A 16,249-nucleotide genomic window follows, 5' to 3' on the forward strand; every position below is an offset into this window, starting at 1 on the left:
CCCGTTTCGCCCGCACGGCGTCCACGCGCCGTCAGGTCGAACCGCGCTGGAAGGGCCGGCCGAGTGCGGCGGGTTCTCGGTGCTGGGTGGCGAACAGCAGCATGGCGAGAAGCGCGAGCAGATACGGGGCCGCGACGAGGAGCTGGGCGTTGAGGGTGACACCGAGCGCGGGGAGCGCCAGGCGCATCGCGTCGGAGAGGCCGAACACCAGGCAGCCGAGCAGGGTACGGCCGAGCCGCCACGCCCCGAAGATCACCGCGGCGATGACGATGTACCCGCGTCCGGCGGTCATGTTCTGGTTGAACGATCCGACCTCGCCGACCGCGAGGTACGCGCCCCCGAGACCGGCGAGTGCGCCGCACCACAGCAGGGCCTGCCGGCGCCGCACACCGACCTTGATACCCGTGACATCGGCGGCCTGCGGGTTCTCCCCCACCGCCCGCAGCTCCAGGCCCCAGCGGCTGCGGTCCACCAGCCACCAGGTGAGCGGCACCAGCAGGATCAGCAGGTAGGCGGGCCAGCGTCCGGAGAACAGCGCCTGGCCGATGAGCGGGATGTCCTTCAGCAGGGGGATCGACAGCACCCCCACCTGGTGCGAGGCGAACTGCTGGGTGGTGATCAGGTAGCTGGTGAGCCCGAGCACCAGCGCGTTCAGCACGAGGCCGACGACGAAGGTGTTGATCTGGGCACGGTGGGAGAGGTTGCCGTGCACGAAGCCGATGACGAGGCCGGTCACCACGCCGACCGCGAGACCGGTGGTGGCGCTGCCGGTCGCACTCGCGGTGGCGATGGAGGTGAACGCGGCGCCGAGCATCATCGCCTCGACGGAGATGTTCATCGCTCCGGCGCGCTGGGCCAGGTACTCACCGCAGGCGGCGAACGCCAGCGGCACGGTCAGCCGGACACCGCTCGCCAGAATGGTCGTGGTGTTGTCCAGAACGCTCACACGGCCGCCTTCATCTTGGTCGGGACAGCGGGCAGGGGGAACGGCGTCGGCGGTGTGGCACCGCGCCGTCCGCGGAGGAGGCCGACGAGGAGGGGCGGTGCGACGAACGCGAGGACGAGCAGCGCCTTGACGATGTCGACGAGGTAGTACGGCACCCCGGTGGCCGAGAGGAAGTCCCCGCCCGCCCGCAGCACAGCGAACCCGAACGACACCGGTATCGCGATCAGGGGCCGGTTGCGTGCGACGAGCGCGACGAGCAGGCCGTCCCAGCCGACGTTGTCCGAGAGCCCGGCCTGCAGCCGGTTGGGGCTGACAGGGCTGGCCAGCAGCAACCCTCCCGCCAGCCCCGCGAAGGCGCCCGACAGTGCCAGGGTGAAGCCGCCGAGCGCCGCCACCCGGACTCCGGTGTGCTTGGCCGTCAGCGGATTCAGTCCCACCATGCGTACCCGGAAGCCCCACCGGCTGCGGCTCAGCACCAGCGCGACACCGACCGCGGCGACGAGCGCGAGGAACAGTCCCGCGTTCAACTGCATCGAGGGGTACTGCCCGAGGCCGCCGAGCAGGGCGTCGGCCGGCAGGGGGTTGGACTGCGCGTCGGCGATGCCCGAGGAGCCCTGGGCGCTCTCCTGGAGCCACGGGGTGCTGACCGCGAAGGTGACGAGCTGGATGGCGAGGAATGTCATCAGCAAGGTGCTCACCACGACGTTGACACCGCGGAAGCGGTACATCAGCGCGCTGAGCGCGGCCCAGAGGCCACCGCCGACCGCCGCGGCGGCCATCACCACGACCACCAGCATCGGGCCGGGCAGGGCCAGCCGCAGCCCGACCCAGGCGCCGAACAGACCGCCGATGAGCACCTGTCCTTCCTGTCCGATGTTGAAGGTGCCGGCGGAGGCACAGATGGCCGCGCCGACCGCCACCAGCAGCAGCGGCGCGGCGTTGAGCAGCGTCGTCGTCCAGCCGGTGGTGTTGGCCAGACTTCCGGTCCAGATGGCGGACAGCGAGGCACTCGGCGAGGCACCGGTCAGGGTGAGCAGGAGCGCGGACACGCCCAGGGCGACGGCGACGAGCACGATGGTGAGACTCGTGGTCAGCCAGCCGTCGCGGCCCGGTCGGAGATGGGCGAGGACGCGCCGGCCGAGATCGTCCGGCGCCATCGTCGGGGCGGCTCTCATGCTGCCTCACCGCCCACCAGCATGCCGAGGCGTTCGGGGGTCGCCTCGGAGACGGGGAGCGCTCCGCTGATCCGCCCCGAGGAGATCACCGCGATCCAGGATGCAAGGGCCATGACTTCCTCGAGTTCGGTGGAGATGAGCAGCACTCCGACGCCTTCGTCGGCCGCTCTGCGCAGCCGGGCGTACATGTCCTCGATGGCACCGACGTCAAGCCCGTGGGTGGGCTGCGCGGCCACCAGGACCCTGGTGTCGCCGGACAGTTCCCGGGCGAGGACGACCCGCTGCTGGTTGCCGCCGGAGAGGCTGCGCACCGGCGCGTCCAGCGACGGCGTGACGATGTTGAACTCGTCCGCGAGACGGCGGGCCCGGGCGAGCGTCGCGCGCCGCCGCAGCAGGAACCGGCCGCTGACCTCGTCCAACGACTTCATCGTCAGGTTCTCGGCGACGCTCATGTCAAGGACGACGCCGCTGTGGTGCCGGTCCTCCGGCACGATGCCGAGACCGGCCTTGGACAACGCGCCGGGCCGGGTGACGTCGACGCGGTTCCCGGCGACCTCGATGGTGCCTTCGGTCGGCGCGACCAGCCCGGCGAGGACATCGCCGAGGATGGACTGGCCGTTGCCCTCCACGCCGTAGAGGCCCACGATCTCACCCGCGCCCACGGTCAGATCGACGGAGCCGAGAACCTCGACCCCGCCCTGTACGACGGTGAGTCCGGCGAGGCGCAGCACGGCCTGCTGCCGGTCGTGCGCCCCGTCGTGGCCGGCGCGCGTCTGCTGCACCGGCAACAGGCCGAGGGCCGCGCCCTCCTCGCCCAGCGACACCTCACGGCCCACCATCTGCCGGGCGAGCAGTTGTGGAGTGGTGTCGGACGTGACCGCCCGGAAGGCGACACGGCCCTTGCGCAGGACCGTCACCCGGTCCGTGGCCTGGGCGATCTCGGCGAGTTTGTGGCTGATGAGGATGACGGCGCGGCCCTCGTTCGCCACCACGCGGTCGAGCACGGCGAACAGTTCCTGCGATTCGGCCTGGGTCAGCACCGAGGTCGGCTCGTCCAGAATCAGGATCTGCGGGTCGCGCCGCAGGCACTTGACCACCTCGACCCGCTGCCGCTCGCCGGCCGAGAGCGCGTCGACGCGCGCCTCGGGGTCGACGGGCAGCCCGTATCGCGCGGAGACCTCGGCGATGCCGTCGCAGACGGCCTGCTTGTTCACCTTGCCGGTGTCGCCCAGCGCCACGTTCTCCCACACGGTCAGGCCGTTGATGAGGCTGAAGTGCTGGTGCACCATGCCGATGCCCAGTTCGGCCGCTTCCTGCGGGCTGTCCAGCGCGACCTCCTCGCCGCGCACCAGGACGGTGCCGGTGTCGCGCCGGACCAGCCCGAGCAGGACCTTCATGAGGCTGGACTTGCCTGCCCCGTTCTCACCCAGGAGTCCGTGGATCTCGCCGGCCTCGACTCTGAGGTCCACGGCGTCGCAAGCCGTGACAGATCCGTAGGATTTGGTGATGCCGCGCAGTTCGAGGATCGGAACCGCTGAGGTCGTCGGTGTCATCGCTGATCTTCCTCGTGGGTGTCGGCACGTCAGCCGAGGCGCTTGACCTCGGCCGCAGGGTCGATCTCCTTGCTACCGATCTTCTTGATGAACTCCGCGAGTTGCTGGTCCTCGTCGCCCTGTCCGTCGCAGATCTTGACGGTCGGGTAGGGGTCGACGCCCAGTTGCCACACGCGTGTCGTGCCCATCTTCAGGTTGTGCCTGGCGAACTCCTCCAGCGCGGCGCGGAAGTAGTCGCCCGGGCTGAACATCACCGAGATGTCGAACTTGGGGCTGTTCGAGTCGCACCGGTCGGTGCCCGGGGTGAGGGTCAGCGCGCCGCCCGCGTTCGCGAGGTTCGCGGAGGCGTCGGTGGCGCCGCCGAGGTAGGGGTAGATGACCTTGACGCCCTGGCTGAGCTGCGCCTGGGTGGCCTCCTTGGCCTTCGCCGAGTCGTTGAAGTCGCCGGTGTAGGTGGTGGTCAGGGTGGCCTTCGGCACGACCTCCCGGATCCCGGCCAGGAAGGCCGTGGAGGCGGCGACGCTGAAGTCGGCCTTCAGCCCGGTGATGAACCCCGCCTTGGTGTGGCCGGCCGCCTTCATCTTCAGGCCCGTGGCGTAGCCGGCGACGAGCATGGACTGGTTGGGGTCGTCGGTGGACAGCACGATGCGCGGGGTCTGGTCGATGTTTCCCTGCATCGGCACATACCAGGCGGACTTGGCGCAGACCGGCTCCTCCGAGGCGGGGATGGCGGTCTTCAGCTCACTCGCGCCGAGCGCAACCAGGTCGACCTGCTGCTGACACAGCGCGCGTGCCGCGGTGAGCGCGTCGCTCGGGGGCACGCTGCCGCGCTTGACGACCGTCCAGCCCTTCTCCTTGGCGAAGGCGTCCGCCGAGTCGACGAAGCTCTGGTAGTAGCCGCGGTCGTTGATGTCGCCAGGGCTGAGGACACCGATGACGACTTTGCCGTCGCCGTTGACATCGGGCCCCTTGAGCCCGGAGCCGCTGCCGCTGTCGCTGCCGCCGCTCGCCCCAGGGGTGGCCTTGGGCGCCGTCGCCGCGTTGTCGGCGCAGGCGGACAGCGCGAGGGCACCCGCGAGGGCGAGGCCGGTCGCGGCCACACGGCGCCGGAGCATGCTGTGTGAAGTCATGTGCGTGGGTCCATTCACTGGGTGGCACCGCCCCGTCGGGGCGGTCATGGCGGCGGGGGGTGGCGGTGCGTCGGCGGGTTCGATGCCTCGGTGCGGCTCGGCACGGGAGACACGCTTGTGCGGGAAGGGGGTTCCTCGCTCGCGGCGACGCACCACGGAGGAGTCATCGGTGATGACGCGGGCGCGCTCGGCGCGCGGGTTGTGTGCTGCCGGGAAGCGGAATGTCTACGACGTTCAACGGTGGGCACCTTTCACCGGTCCGCGGCCGACTCCGTGGGCCAGGTCGGGCGGGGTGTGCGACCCGCGCGCCGCAGGAGGGCGGCGGAGCGGTCGGCGGCAGCGGCTGCGAGGGCGTCCGGATCAACGCCTGTCGGCCGCCGGTCACGGACGACCACGCGGCCGTCGACCAGCACATCACGAACGGTGCGCGACACATGGCCCCATACGAGCTGGCGGGCCAGATCGCCCCGGGGTGTCCAGGCGGGGTCTCTGGTGTCGAGTACGACGATGTCGGCCGCCTTGCCCACTTCCAGGGAGCCGATCCGGTCGCCCAGACCGATCGCCTCGGCGCCGTCGACCGTCGCGAGCGCGAACGCCTGCTCGGCGCGGATCGGGTCGGGCGGGTCACGGTCGCGTTCCAACGCGGCGAACAGGTAGGCGGCCAGGAGAATGTCCGGGGCATCGCCCGCGTTGTGCGCGTCGCAGCCCAGCGCCACCCGGCCGCCCCTCCGCACCAGTTCGGCGTGGCGCGAGGCGCGGGTGTACCCCTGGGCGAGCCGCAGATAGGCCCCCGGGCAGGAGGCGACCGAGGTGCCGGTCTCCAGGATCGCGTCGACCTCCGCGTCGTCGAGCCACACAGCGTGCCCCAGCAACAGACGCGGGCCGAGTACGCCCAGCTCACGGAAGTGGACCACCGGCCGACGCCCGCACCGCAGCGCGTATGCCTCGACGTCCGCGGGTCCCGGCGAGATGTGCCAGGTCAGCCCCAAGTCGAGCCGTTCGGCCAGGCTCGCGGCCCCGGTGAACAGTTCGTCGCTGGCCAGGTCGTGGCCGACGAGTGTCACCCACCCGGTGACCGGTCCGGTGACCGGCAGGGACCGGACGATGTCCTCCTGCCGGGCGAGCACCTCGTGCGCGGGCGCGCCGAGCGGCACGTCCTTGGCGTCCCAGCCCCAGCCGCCGACCCGTGCGCGGACACCCGCCGCGCCCAGACCGGCGGCGACGCGTTCGGGGTAGGCCACCGTGCCCGGCTCCAGCACCGTGGTGATGCCCCGGGACAAACACTCGACGGCGGTGATGGTCGCGGCCAGTTCGTCGTCGTCACCGTCGGCGTGGGCGTGCAGCGGGACGATCCAGTCGAAGATCGACTCCTGCGAGCCGATGCTGTCCGGGATCGTGCTGCGTACGAGGGGGTCGACGGTCGTGTGCTGGTGTGCGTCGATCAGGCCCGGGATGACGACACAGCCCGACGCGTCGATCTCCCGCGCTCCAGGGAAGCGGGCGCGCAGTTCCTCGGCCGTGCCGAGCGCGGCGATGCTGTTCTCCGACACGGCGACCGTGGCACCGGTGAGGACGCGCCGCGCGGAGTCCATCGTGACGACGTCGCCACCCACGATCAGCAGGTCGCTCATGGGTTGATCACGCCCTTGCCGATGGGTGAATGCGGGCGGTCGGCGCGGGCGGTGATCGACCGGGACCCGGGGTCTCGGACGACCGAGCCATCCGCAGCACCGGTCGACGCCTCCGATGCGCCGAAGTCCGTTCCCGGCACGTGCGCGGGACAGCGGCCAGGGGTCGGGCCCGCACCCTTGACCTGTGGCAGGGCCGGGCGGTTCGGCCCACGGTACGCGACGTCGACGAGGTCGCTCGGTCTGCGTTTCCGTTCCGGGACGTCCTGCGGGAACACCCCCTCGTACCCGCCGAATTCGGTCTGCACCATGGCTCGCACCGCGCAGCCTCCTCACCTTCACCCGTCTCGCATTGCGAGTCGGTGGAACGTATTGTGAGGTACTCTGCCGCCGCTGCCCGATGGTGTCAACGCTCCTGCACCACTTCTTCGCCTCGTCGGCGTTTCACTTCTTCACAACGCCGACAGCCCAGGTGGCGACGGGTGGAGGCCGGTGAAAAGACAGCCGTCGCCGGGCCGCGAGGCGGCTCGGCGACGAGTGAGATGCCGGTTCCGCGTCCGGCCGACAAGGAATGAGCGAGTGCCGTTTCAGCGCGAAGTCGTGAGCCGCTGTCAGTGCGGTACGGTGCCGCCCGGCGCCCACCCGCACGGATCACCCGGACCAAGGGTCGGTACACACCGTTGTCGTCCTCAGGCACGCGCGGACGGTGCCACGGTCCGCCGCCCGCGCGGCGGGTCAGTCACCGGTCCGGGTTCCGGACCGCTTGTCCGGCGCTCCGGCGGTGACCCCCGTCGCACCCGTCGCGTCCGGTCTCAGCGGGCCAGCAGCCGGATGGCCACGCCCTTCTCCTGGGTGTACTCGCGCAGCGCCGCGTACCCGCCGCCCCTGCTGAAGCCGCTGTCCTTCTGCATGTTGAACGGAAAGCCGATCACTCCGGCGTCGTGGAACTGATTGACCGCCACCTGCCCGGAGCGGACATCCTTCGCCAGCCGCAGCGCCCGCGAGATGTCGTTGGTCCAGACGCATGCCAGGAGACCGAAGTCGGTGGCGTTCATCAACTCTGTCGCCTCGGCGGTGTCGCGGAACGACTGGACGGCGAGAACCGGACCGAAGACCTCCTCGCGGGCGACGCGCATGCGCGTTTCCACGCGGTCGAACACGGCCGGCCGGACGAACCACCCCTCGTCGGCGGTTCCGCCACCGGTGACCAGCCGAGCCCCCTCGCGAGGTGCTTGCGCCAGAAAGCCGCTGACGCGGGCGAACTGCGCGGCACTGACCAACGGCCCCATGTCCGGGTCGGCCTCCCACGGCCCGGTCGTGACCGCGGCCATGGCGGCGGCGACCCGCTCCACCACCTCATCGTGCACCGACGCCTCCACGAGCAGCCGGGAACCGGCGTAGCAGTTCTGCCCCGCGTTCTCGGTGATGGAGGTGACGATCGCGGGGATCGCCGTGTCGAGGTCGGCGTCGGCGAAGAGCACGTTCGGCGACTTGCCGCCGAGTTCCAGCTTCACCGGGACGAGGTTCTGTGCTGCGGCCGCCATGATCGCCCGCCCGGTGGCGGTGGAGCCGACGAAGCTGATGTGGTCGACCCCCGGGTGCGAGGTGAGGGCGACGCCCGCCTCGGGGCCGAGGCCCGCCACGACGTTGATCACACCCGGCGGGAAACCGGCGCGGCGGGCGAGTTCGGCGAGTGCGAACGGGGCCAGCGGTGCGATCTCGGACGGCTTGAGGACGACGGTGTTGCCCGCGGCGAGCGCCGGCGCCACGTTCGCGGCGGTGAGCACGGCGGGGACGTTCCACGGGATGACGATGGCGCACACGCCGTACGGCTCGGGAACCGTGTAGCCCAGGTAGTCGGGACTGCGGGTCGGCAGCGTGACCCCGGTGAGCTTGTCGGCCGCGCCGGCGAAGTAGTCAATGATGCCGTGGGCAATGTAGATGTTCGTCCGGCCCCCGGACAGGGGTTTGCCGACGTCCTGTGCCTCGACGGCCGCGAGCGCCTCGATCTCGGCGATGATGAGGTCGGCCCAGCGCCGGATCAGCGCCCCGCGCTCGCTCGGGTTGGTCGCCGCCCAGGCGGGGAAGGCGCGGCGCGCCGCGGTGACCGCGTCGTCCACATCGGCGCGGCCCGCCCGGGCGACCTCGGTGATCACCTGTCGGGTGGCCGGATCGAGGACGTCCAGCGTGCCGCCGTCGCGGGCCGCCACCCACGTGCCGTCGATGAAGTGCTGGGAGGAAGGAAAGCCAATAGCCGCCATGAAGGGAGCATTGACCGGCCCTGTCACGCATGTCAATATGCAGTCTCGCTTTGTGAGGCGCTGAGGAGGCCCCGTGCGTGCCACCGCCGCTCTGCTGGAGCAGCCCGGACAGCCGTTCGTCCTGACCGAAGTGGACCTGGAAGATCCCCGCCCGGACGAGGTGCTCGTCCGCGTCGCCGCCGTCGGTGTCTGCGGTACGGACCTTGAGTTCGCCCGCTTCTTCCCCACGCCCGCGCTGCTCGGGCACGAAGGGGCGGGCATCGTCGAGAAGGTCGGCGCACAGGTCACCTCCGTATGTCCGGGCGACCACGTCGCCATGTCTTTCACATCGTGCGGTACCTGCGCCCTGTGCCTGACGGGCTCGCCCGCCTACTGCCGCAGCTTCGACGCGGTGAACTTCTCCGGCCGCCGGCCCGACGGCTCCACCGCGGTGACCCACGGGGGGCTGGAGGTCAACGCGCACTTCCTCGGTCAGTCCTCGTTCGCCGGCCATGTCGTCGCACCGGAGCGGGCGGTCGTCCGGATCGACCCGTCGTGGGACCTGCTGCGGGCCGGACCGTTCGGCTGCGGCTTCCAGACCGGAGCGGGCGGTGTGCTCAATGTGCTGCGGCCGCGCCCCGGCTCGTCGATCGCGGTCTTCGGGGTCGGGGCCGTCGGCGTGGCCGCCGTCATCGCCGCCTCGCTGAGCGGCTGCGAGGTCATCGCGGCCGTCGACGTGAACACGGCCAAGCTCGAAGCGGCGCGCGGCTTCGGAGCCACGCACTGCGTCGACTCCTCGGCCGAGGGGACCGCCGGGCAACTGGCCGACCTGGTGCCCGAGGGGTTCGACTTCGTGATCGACACGACTGGGCGCGAGGACGTCCTGCGCACCGCCGTGGAGGCTCTCGGGCCGCTCGGTCACGCCGGTGTCATCGGCGTCGGCCCCAGCGAGACGATGAGCTTCGACTGGCGCAGCATCCTCAACGGACGCACGGTCACCGGCATCGTCGCCGGGTCCAGCCTGCCGAGACTGTTCCTGCCGCAGTTGCTCGAACTCAACGCCAGGGGCCGGTTCCCGGTCGAGAAGATGATCACCTACTTCCCGTTCGAGCAGATCAACGAGGCCGTCGCAGCAGTCCGGTCCGGCTCGGTCGGCAAAGCCGTGCTGACCTTCTGAGCTGACCTTCTGAGCCGACCTTCTCGGCGTTCTACGAGACGTTGTCAGGCTCAGCGGCACGCCTTAGGGTGACCGACACCGATGAGGCTGCTGGCATCCGGTGGCGCGGCCGGACAACACCGCGCACAGTTCCGAGCACGTGGAGCGTGCCCACCATGTCCGCTGACTTCGACATCGCTTCCGACATCGACTTCGACCACCACTCCGACAAAGCCAACGCCGATCCGGTCGCCTACTACGCGGGCTTCCGTGAGAGCTGCCCGGTAGGCCGCTCGGCTGCCCATGGTGGCTTCCACTACACGACGCGGTACGCCGACGTGGCCCGTATCGCCCGCGACGACGCGACGTTCTCCTCAGCTCGCGGCGACCACGGCGGGCAGGGGGTCGGCATCGTCATCCCCAAAGGACCTGGGCTCGAACAGTATCCGATCGAGCTGGACCCGCCGCGTGCGACCGAGTACCGGGAACTGATCAACCCGCTGCTGACCCCGGAGGCGGTCGGCCAACTGGTTCCCATGATCGAGCGCCATGCCGCCCGCGTCCTGGACGACTTCATCGAGCTGGGCTCCTGCGATTTCGTCCGCGACCTCACCAACCCGCTGCCCGCCGCGGTCACCCTGGACTGGCTGGGTTTCCCCGAGGAGGACTGGGCAAAGCTGGCCGGGCCGATCCACGACATCTTCGCCGCACCGGCCGACAGCGAGCGCGCCGTGCGCGGGGCCGCGGGGCTGGCCCATATGGACCAGCGCATCCGCGAGTTGATCGCCGAGCGCCGCTCCGCACCACGGGCCGACGCGGTCAGCGCGCTCGTTGCCGGCCGACGCGCCGACGGCAGCGCGTTCGTCGAGGACGAACTGGTGTCGGTGATCGGCCTGCTCATCGCGGGCGGCGTCGACACCACCACCTCCCTGACCGGATCGACGCTCGTCCACCTCGCCCGCCACCCCGAGCAGCGCCGGCGGCTGATCGACTCCCCCGATCTGCTGGACAGCGCGACCGAGGAATTCCTCCGCGCGTTCGCCCCGTCGCAGTCGATGGCGCGCACGGTCACCAGGGAGGTCGAGGTCGGTGGCTGCCCGATGCACGCGGGCGACCGGGTGCTGATCCCATGGGTCGCCGCGAACCATGACCCCGCTGTGTTCCCCGACCCCACGCAGATACGCCTCGACCGAGACGCCAGCCGCCACCTCAGCTTCGGCATCGGATCGCACCGGTGCGCCGGCGCCCACCTCGCCCGGGCCATGTTCCGCGCGATGATGACGCAGGTCCTGACCAGGCTGCCCGACTACCGGGTGATCGAGGAGGGGCTCGTTCCCTACCCCACGCGCGGCAACCAGTCCGGCTGGGACGCGGTCCCGGCGGTCTTCGCGCCCGGTCCCCGGGCGGCAGCGACGGCAGGCACGGCCCGCGCGCTGAGCACGCCCACCCCGCTGCGGGTGACCGCGGTGCGTGCCGCGACCGAGGGCGTCGTCGCCGTCGACCTCGGCCTGCCGGACGGAGGTGAACTCCCCGCGTGGCGGCCCGGGGCGCACGTCGAGCTGCGTCTGCCCTCGGGCCGACTGCGTCAGTACTCGCTGTGCGGTGACCCCGCCGACGCCACGACCTGGCGCATCGGGGTCCTGCGCGAGCCCCAGGGGCGGGGCGGTTCGGCCGAACTCCACGAACTCGCCCGCCCCGGAGTCACGTTCGCGGTACGCGGGCCGCGCAACCACTTCCCGCTCGCCGAGGCGCCGTCCTACCTGTTCCTCGCCGGCGGCATCGGCATCACACCGATCCTCGCCATGGTCCGCGAGGCCGCGGCACGTGGCACGCCCTTCACCGTCGTGTACGGCGGACGGACCCGCTCGACCATGGCGTTCGCCGACGAACTCGCCGCCGTCGCCGGCGACGCGCTCACCCTGCTCCCGCAGGACGAGGCCGGGCTGCCGGACCTCCCCCGGCTGCTGGGCGGGCTGGACGCGGACACCGCCGTGTACGTATGCGGGCCGACACCGATGCTGGCGGCAGTCGAGCGCGAGTGCACCCTCCTGAATCTCACCGACCGGCTGCACCTGGAGCGCTTCACCGCAGGCGACGACCTCGAAACGACGTTCGACGCCACGGAGAACCGGACCTTCGAAGTCCAGCTCGCGCGCACCGGCGGCACGCTCACCGTACCGCCCGACCGCCGCCTCATCGAGGTCCTGCGCGATGCCGTGAGCGGCCTGTCCTACGACTGCGAGAAGGGATACTGCGGCGCCTGCGAGACCCGCGTCCTCGCCGGGACACCGGAGCACCGGGATTCCGTACTCAGCGACGAAGAACGCCTCGCCGGGCGCACCATGATGATCTGCGTCGGGCGCTGCCAGAGCGACCGACTCGTCCTGGACCTCTGACCCTGGCCGGCCGACGGACCACGTCCGTCGGCCGGCCCCCTGGCACCGGTCGACTCCCGCGGGGGCCGGCAGCAGGCGCGAGGTACCCCCGTCGACCCGCACTGCGGCCGAAGACACACGCCCAGAGCACCCTCGCGCTCTTCCCTCGGCGGCGTCGGCGACGCGCCGGCGGTAGCCGCACCGCGCCCAGCCACGCCCGCCCACCCGGGCTGCGGTCGTCGCAGCCGGCCGTGCGGAATACGAGACCCAACGTCCTGGCTGACCGGCTGCCGCCGCCCGCAGCGCCGCTACGAGCGCGAGGCCGAACACTTCCTCGCCTTCGTCGGCACAGCCAGTGGCCTCATCTGCTACCGCAGAGGGGACACCGCCGCGAGCCAGGAGGTCAGTAGCTGGTTGATCTCCTCGGGGCGTTCCTGCTGGAGCCAGTGGCCGCAGCCGTCCAGGATGTGGGAGGAGACCAGCGAGGGAAGCGTGGTCGGGTAGGCGTTGATCGCATCGGCCATCCAGGTCGTGGAGGCGTCCAGGGCGCCGCCGATGAACAGGGACGGCTGTATGAGGGGGGAGCCGCTGAAGTCGGAAAGGTCCTCCCAGTCGCGGTCCATATTCCGGTAGCGGTTGAGTGCTCCGGTCATGCCGGTGCGCTCGAATTCCCCGGCGTAGTGGTCGAGATCGGCTTCGGTGAGCCATGAGGGCAGCCGGTCCTTGGGGAACCGGTCGCGCAGCGTTCCGCCGCGGCTGACGAAGTGTGGGTCGGGCTCCCCCTGCGCCGGCATGGTGTCGGCGGACAGGGCCGCGTAGAAGCCCGCGAGCCAGCCCCGGACGTCGGGCTCGATCTCGGCCTCGGCCCGACCCGGCTCCTGAAAGTACGAGACGTAGAACTCCTGGTCCCCGCCCATCTGCGCGAAGACGTCGCTGGGGCGGGGGCCGCCGGGCGGGGCGTAGGGAACGCTCAACAGGCCCACCGCGCGGAAGACCTCGGGGTGGAGCAGGGCGGAGGTAGCCGCGATGTTCGAGCCCCAGTCGTGCCCGATGATCACCGCGGTTTCCTCGCCCAGGGCGTGCACCAGGGCGAGGTCGTCCTCCACGAAGGCGCGCATCCGGTACTCCTGCGGTGCGGACGGCTTGGAGGAACGGCCGTAGCCGCGCACGTCGGGTGCGACCGCCCGGTATCCCGCCGCCGCGAGCGCCGGGAGCTGGTGGCGCCAGGAGTACCAGGACTCGGGGAAGCCGTGGACGAGCAGGACCAGTGGCCCGGTGCCCTGCTCGACCAGGTGCAGCCGTCCGGCGGGGGCGTCAATGGTGCGGTGGCGCAGGTCCGCGGACGGTGCGGGCTGGTACATGGCTTCTCCTCGGGTTCCCAGATGGCGGCGGTACACATCGATCATGCGTTGCGGCGCCTGGGGACGCGACTAGCGTTGTCACTTTGGCAAACTTGCAGGACAGGGGCGATGTGCGTAGACGGCAAGAGAGGGACAAGGCGAAATGACGGATGACGACATCGCTGGTGTGCTGGCCGCCATGGGGCCGCGGCTGCGGGTCTCGCGTGAACGGCGCGGGGACACACTCACCGACGTGAGCCGCGCAACCGGCATCTCCCTCAGCACGCTGTCGCGGGTCGAGAACGGTCGACGCAAGCCGAACCTGGAACTGCTGCTACACCTGGCGAAGGCCTACGGCGTATCCCTGGACGAGCTGGCCGGCACCGCGCCCGCCACGGTGGAAAAACCGCACAGTCCGCCGCCCCAGCGTCCGGTGGACGACAAGGCGGTGTTGCCTCTGACCCACTACGTCGGGGGCGTGCATGCCCACAAGCACGTCCTGCCCGCAACCGACGACCAGCCGCCACGGCCACGCCAGGTGTCGCACGAAGGTTACGAATGGCTGTGCGTGCTCTCCGGACGGCTGTGGCTGGCGCTCGGCGAACACGACCTCGTCCTCACTGCTGGGGAAGTCGCCGAGTTCGACACCCGTACCCCTCACGGAGTCGCCAACGCCGGGCTCGGCGGACCGGTCGAATACCTGATCATGTTCGGGCCGCAGGGCGAACGCCTACGACACCGCGTCCAACCAACGGCCAACTGAGACAACGGCGTTGTCAAGTTCGGCCCGGGCCGTGGGATGATCTTGGTGTAGATCGTCGCGAGGCGAGGCTGCGGGTGGAGAGCGGGACGGCACCGTCGTACAGGGGTTACCGGTTTCCGCCCGAGGTAATCGGTCACGCTATGTGGCTGTATCACCGTTTCCCGCTCTCCTGTCGGGAGGTCGAGGAGCTCCTCCTGGAACGCGGCATCATGGTCTCCTACGAGACGGTCCGGGCCTGGTGCGCCTCGTTCGGCCCCGCCTACGCCACGCAGTTGCGCCGCCGGCAGCCGCGCCCCGGCGACAAATGGCATCTGGATGAGGTGTTCATAAAGGTCAACGGGAAGATGCGGTACCTGTGGCGCGCGGTCGACCAGGACGGCAACGTCCTCGACATTCTCGTCCAGGACCGCCGCGATACGGCCGCAGCCAGGCGCTTCCTCCGCAAGCTTCTCAAGGGCCTCGAGTACGTACCCCGCGTGGTCGTCACGGACAAGCTCCGCAGTTCGAAGTACTTGAACAACAGAGCCGAGAACAGTCATCAGCCCACGACGCAGCGCGAGCACGCTATAAAGGGCTTCCGCTCCAGCGGAGCGACCCAGAGGTTCCTTGCCGCCTTCAGCCGGATCTCCAGCCACTTCCGGCTCCGACGCCATCTGATCACAGCGAGTAACTCTCGCACCGAGATGGCCGAACGGTTCCGCATCTGGAAGACCGTCACGGGAGCCCTCACGACCGCCTGACCAGGATGCCCCCGGCCCGGCCGAACGCACCTCCAGCACACCTCAACTCGCCTGCCGGAACAGCAACTTGACAACACCCATGCGGCGGCCCCTGCGGTGAGGGAACCGCGGATGAGGGTTACCTCAGCCCTGCACACCGGACGCAGGTAAACGCCTCAATGGCTGGTACCGGGGCCTGGCCCCCGGTACCAGTCATTCACCGAGCCCCCGACCTAAGTGTCCGCTCACTTGTAGCCACTTGGATCGAGAGCCGGCTCTTGCTGATGTGCCGATGGTGCTCGCTCGGGATCCTGCGGCGGAGCACCGCTGACCGTGATCCGCCAGTACATCGAAGGGCAGAAGCGGCCTGCCTGACCATCCCCCCAGGCACAGCGAACTCCGGCGCTTCGCGCCTCCGGACCAAGGATGCGTTTCCCTCCCCGACTGAAGCCGGGGATACCCACACAAGATCAGGGATGGACGCATTCTGCATGCCCTCGCTGACACGCGATCGAACGAGCATCCGGCGTTCCGGGGACTGCCCGTCGCACGAGCCCCGATTCCGCGAGAGCCAACTCGTTTGAGAACAGCGCCCGACGCTGTTTCCAAAACACCTGGCAGCCTCACAGGCCAGAGCCCCACCAGCCGCCAACTCAGATGGGACAGGGCACGGAAGCTAGGCTCCGGCTATGTCGCCGCAACGCCAGTCCGCAAGTTCCTCTGACGAGCAGCTGTCGATCATCGACAGCTTGAGCGCACTGCCGTTCCCCGATGAGGAAGGCAGGCCCGGAATGGGCGGCCAGTGGGGCGGGCCCGGGTTTCACCTGGCCGCGCTGCGAGAGAGCCAGGACTTCTGGGAGGACCGGAGCAACGAGATCGTCGAGCCTGCCGAACGCGAGCTGGAAGCCGACCTCGCCGGTCTGGCTGCCGTCCTCACCGGACGCTGGGGTGCACCGGAAACGATTGATCTGTGGCCGTATCTCGGGTTCGACAACCCCGACCCTGACTTCAGGGCTCGTGAGCCGCTTGCCTTCCTATGCGGCGTCGCCGGCAACATGCGAGTGTGGCGGCTGCCGAACTCCGAGCGCTGGATCGGCCTGGCCCTTGGCCAGGCCGATCCAGAGTGGCCGTTCCAGCTGCTTGCCGCTGTCGGTGAAGCGGCCTCGCTTGTGCAGTGACGATACGTTCTTCCGGACTGGCGGGCGGCGGGTCCCATGCGGAGTC

Annotated in this window: 13 protein-coding genes and 1 pseudogene; 6 read left to right on the forward strand and 8 right to left on the reverse strand. The window is 70.3% G+C overall.

The annotated features are described in order from the left end of the window. Positions 1 to 31: 31 nt before the first annotated feature. The 7 genes from OG972_RS43085 to OG972_RS43115 all read right to left on the reverse strand — a co-directional run bounded on the left by OG972_RS43085 (position 32) and on the right by OG972_RS43115 (position 8,693). Complete coding sequence (locus tag OG972_RS43085; RefSeq protein WP_266991827.1) at positions 32 to 946, reverse strand: ABC transporter permease; 915 nt, start codon at positions 944 to 946, stop codon at positions 32 to 34. Further along, positions 943 to 2,121: an ABC transporter permease gene (locus OG972_RS43090; protein WP_266991829.1), complete on the reverse strand. Its 1,179-nt coding sequence runs from the start codon at positions 2,119 to 2,121 to the stop codon at positions 943 to 945. The genes OG972_RS43085 and OG972_RS43090 overlap by 4 nt, the downstream gene beginning before the upstream one ends. Further along, on the reverse strand, positions 2,118 to 3,674 hold the full coding sequence (locus OG972_RS43095) for an ABC transporter ATP-binding protein (RefSeq protein WP_266991831.1): 1,557 nt from the start codon (positions 3,672 to 3,674) through the stop codon (positions 2,118 to 2,120). The genes OG972_RS43090 and OG972_RS43095 overlap by 4 nt, the downstream gene beginning before the upstream one ends. A gap of 29 nt (positions 3,675 to 3,703) precedes the next feature. Continuing rightward, the gene (locus OG972_RS43100; protein WP_266991833.1) at positions 3,704 to 4,804 is read right to left on the reverse strand and encodes a BMP family ABC transporter substrate-binding protein; all 1,101 of its coding nucleotides are present in this window, start codon (positions 4,802 to 4,804) and stop codon (positions 3,704 to 3,706) included. A 251-nt stretch (positions 4,805 to 5,055) separates the two neighbouring features. Further along, a complete protein-coding gene (locus tag OG972_RS43105; RefSeq protein ID WP_266991835.1) occupies positions 5,056 to 6,435 on the reverse strand; it encodes an amidohydrolase family protein in 1,380 nt (459 codons plus the stop codon). Continuing rightward, positions 6,432 to 6,743 carry a hypothetical protein gene (locus OG972_RS43110; protein WP_266991836.1) on the reverse strand — a complete coding sequence of 104 codons (312 nt, stop codon included), beginning with the start codon at positions 6,741 to 6,743 and terminating at the stop codon, positions 6,432 to 6,434. Before OG972_RS43110 ends, OG972_RS43105 begins: the two co-directional genes overlap by 4 nt. A 501-nt stretch (positions 6,744 to 7,244) precedes the next feature. Further along, positions 7,245 to 8,693 carry an aldehyde dehydrogenase gene (locus OG972_RS43115; protein ID WP_266991838.1) on the reverse strand — a complete coding sequence of 483 codons (1,449 nt, stop codon included), beginning with the start codon at positions 8,691 to 8,693 and terminating at the stop codon, positions 7,245 to 7,247. A gap of 73 nt (positions 8,694 to 8,766) precedes the next feature. Here OG972_RS43115 and OG972_RS43120 point away from each other — a divergent pair, with 73 nt between their 5' ends. The 3 genes and pseudogenes from OG972_RS43120 to OG972_RS43130 all read left to right on the forward strand — a co-directional run. After that, positions 8,767 to 9,849: an NAD(P)-dependent alcohol dehydrogenase gene (locus OG972_RS43120; protein ID WP_266991840.1), complete on the forward strand. Its 1,083-nt coding sequence runs from the start codon at positions 8,767 to 8,769 to the stop codon at positions 9,847 to 9,849. 155 nt (positions 9,850 to 10,004) lie between these two features. Further along, entirely contained in the window at positions 10,005 to 12,224 is a 2,220-nt protein-coding gene (locus tag OG972_RS43125; RefSeq protein WP_266991842.1) for a cytochrome P450, read from the forward strand. A 252-nt stretch (positions 12,225 to 12,476) separates the two neighbouring features. After that, positions 12,477 to 12,581, forward strand: a pseudogene (locus tag OG972_RS43130) (IS5/IS1182 family transposase); the annotation flags it as partial. Here the strand turns inward: OG972_RS43130 and OG972_RS43135 are convergent. After that, entirely contained in the window at positions 12,572 to 13,564 is a 993-nt protein-coding gene (locus OG972_RS43135; RefSeq protein WP_266991844.1) for an alpha/beta fold hydrolase, read from the reverse strand. The pseudogene OG972_RS43130 and the gene OG972_RS43135 sit on opposite strands and share 10 nt — an antisense overlap. A 142-nt stretch (positions 13,565 to 13,706) precedes the next feature. Here OG972_RS43135 and OG972_RS43140 point away from each other — a divergent pair, with 142 nt between their 5' ends. The 3 genes from OG972_RS43140 (at position 13,707) to OG972_RS43150 (ending at position 16,203) form a co-directional block, all read left to right on the forward strand. Further along, complete coding sequence (locus tag OG972_RS43140) at positions 13,707 to 14,306, forward strand: helix-turn-helix transcriptional regulator (RefSeq protein ID WP_266991846.1); 600 nt, start codon at positions 13,707 to 13,709, stop codon at positions 14,304 to 14,306. 74 nt (positions 14,307 to 14,380) lie between these two features. Continuing rightward, positions 14,381 to 15,046: an IS6 family transposase gene (locus tag OG972_RS43145; protein ID WP_266991848.1), complete on the forward strand. Its 666-nt coding sequence runs from the start codon at positions 14,381 to 14,383 to the stop codon at positions 15,044 to 15,046. A 668-nt stretch (positions 15,047 to 15,714) separates the two neighbouring features. Beyond that, complete coding sequence (locus OG972_RS43150) at positions 15,715 to 16,203, forward strand: hypothetical protein (RefSeq protein ID WP_266991850.1); 489 nt, start codon at positions 15,715 to 15,717, stop codon at positions 16,201 to 16,203. Positions 16,204 to 16,249 lie beyond the last annotated feature (46 nt).

The organism is Streptomyces sp. NBC_01669 (assembly GCF_026339735.1).
Taxonomy (GTDB): domain Bacteria; phylum Actinomycetota; class Actinomycetes; order Streptomycetales; family Streptomycetaceae; genus Streptomyces; species Streptomyces yanii.

Coding starts and splice junctions, on each gene's coding strand:
- OG972_RS43105 (WP_266991835.1), bottom strand. CDS start 6,435: ATGAGCGACCTGCTGATCGTGGGTGGCGACGTCGTCACGATGGACTCC.
- OG972_RS43090 (WP_266991829.1), bottom strand. CDS start 2,121: ATGAGAGCCGCCCCGACGATGGCGCCGGACGATCTCGGCCGGCGCGTC.
- OG972_RS43150 (WP_266991850.1), top strand. CDS start 15,715: ATGTCGCCGCAACGCCAGTCCGCAAGTTCCTCTGACGAGCAGCTGTCG.
- OG972_RS43135 (WP_266991844.1), bottom strand. CDS start 13,564: ATGTACCAGCCCGCACCGTCCGCGGACCTGCGCCACCGCACCATTGAC.
- OG972_RS43110 (WP_266991836.1), bottom strand. CDS start 6,743: ATGGTGCAGACCGAATTCGGCGGGTACGAGGGGGTGTTCCCGCAGGAC.
- OG972_RS43115 (WP_266991838.1), bottom strand. CDS start 8,693: ATGGCGGCTATTGGCTTTCCTTCCTCCCAGCACTTCATCGACGGCACG.
- OG972_RS43125 (WP_266991842.1), top strand. CDS start 10,005: ATGTCCGCTGACTTCGACATCGCTTCCGACATCGACTTCGACCACCAC.
- OG972_RS43140 (WP_266991846.1), top strand. CDS start 13,707: ATGACGGATGACGACATCGCTGGTGTGCTGGCCGCCATGGGGCCGCGG.
- OG972_RS43095 (WP_266991831.1), bottom strand. CDS start 3,674: ATGACACCGACGACCTCAGCGGTTCCGATCCTCGAACTGCGCGGCATC.
- OG972_RS43100 (WP_266991833.1), bottom strand. CDS start 4,804: ATGACTTCACACAGCATGCTCCGGCGCCGTGTGGCCGCGACCGGCCTC.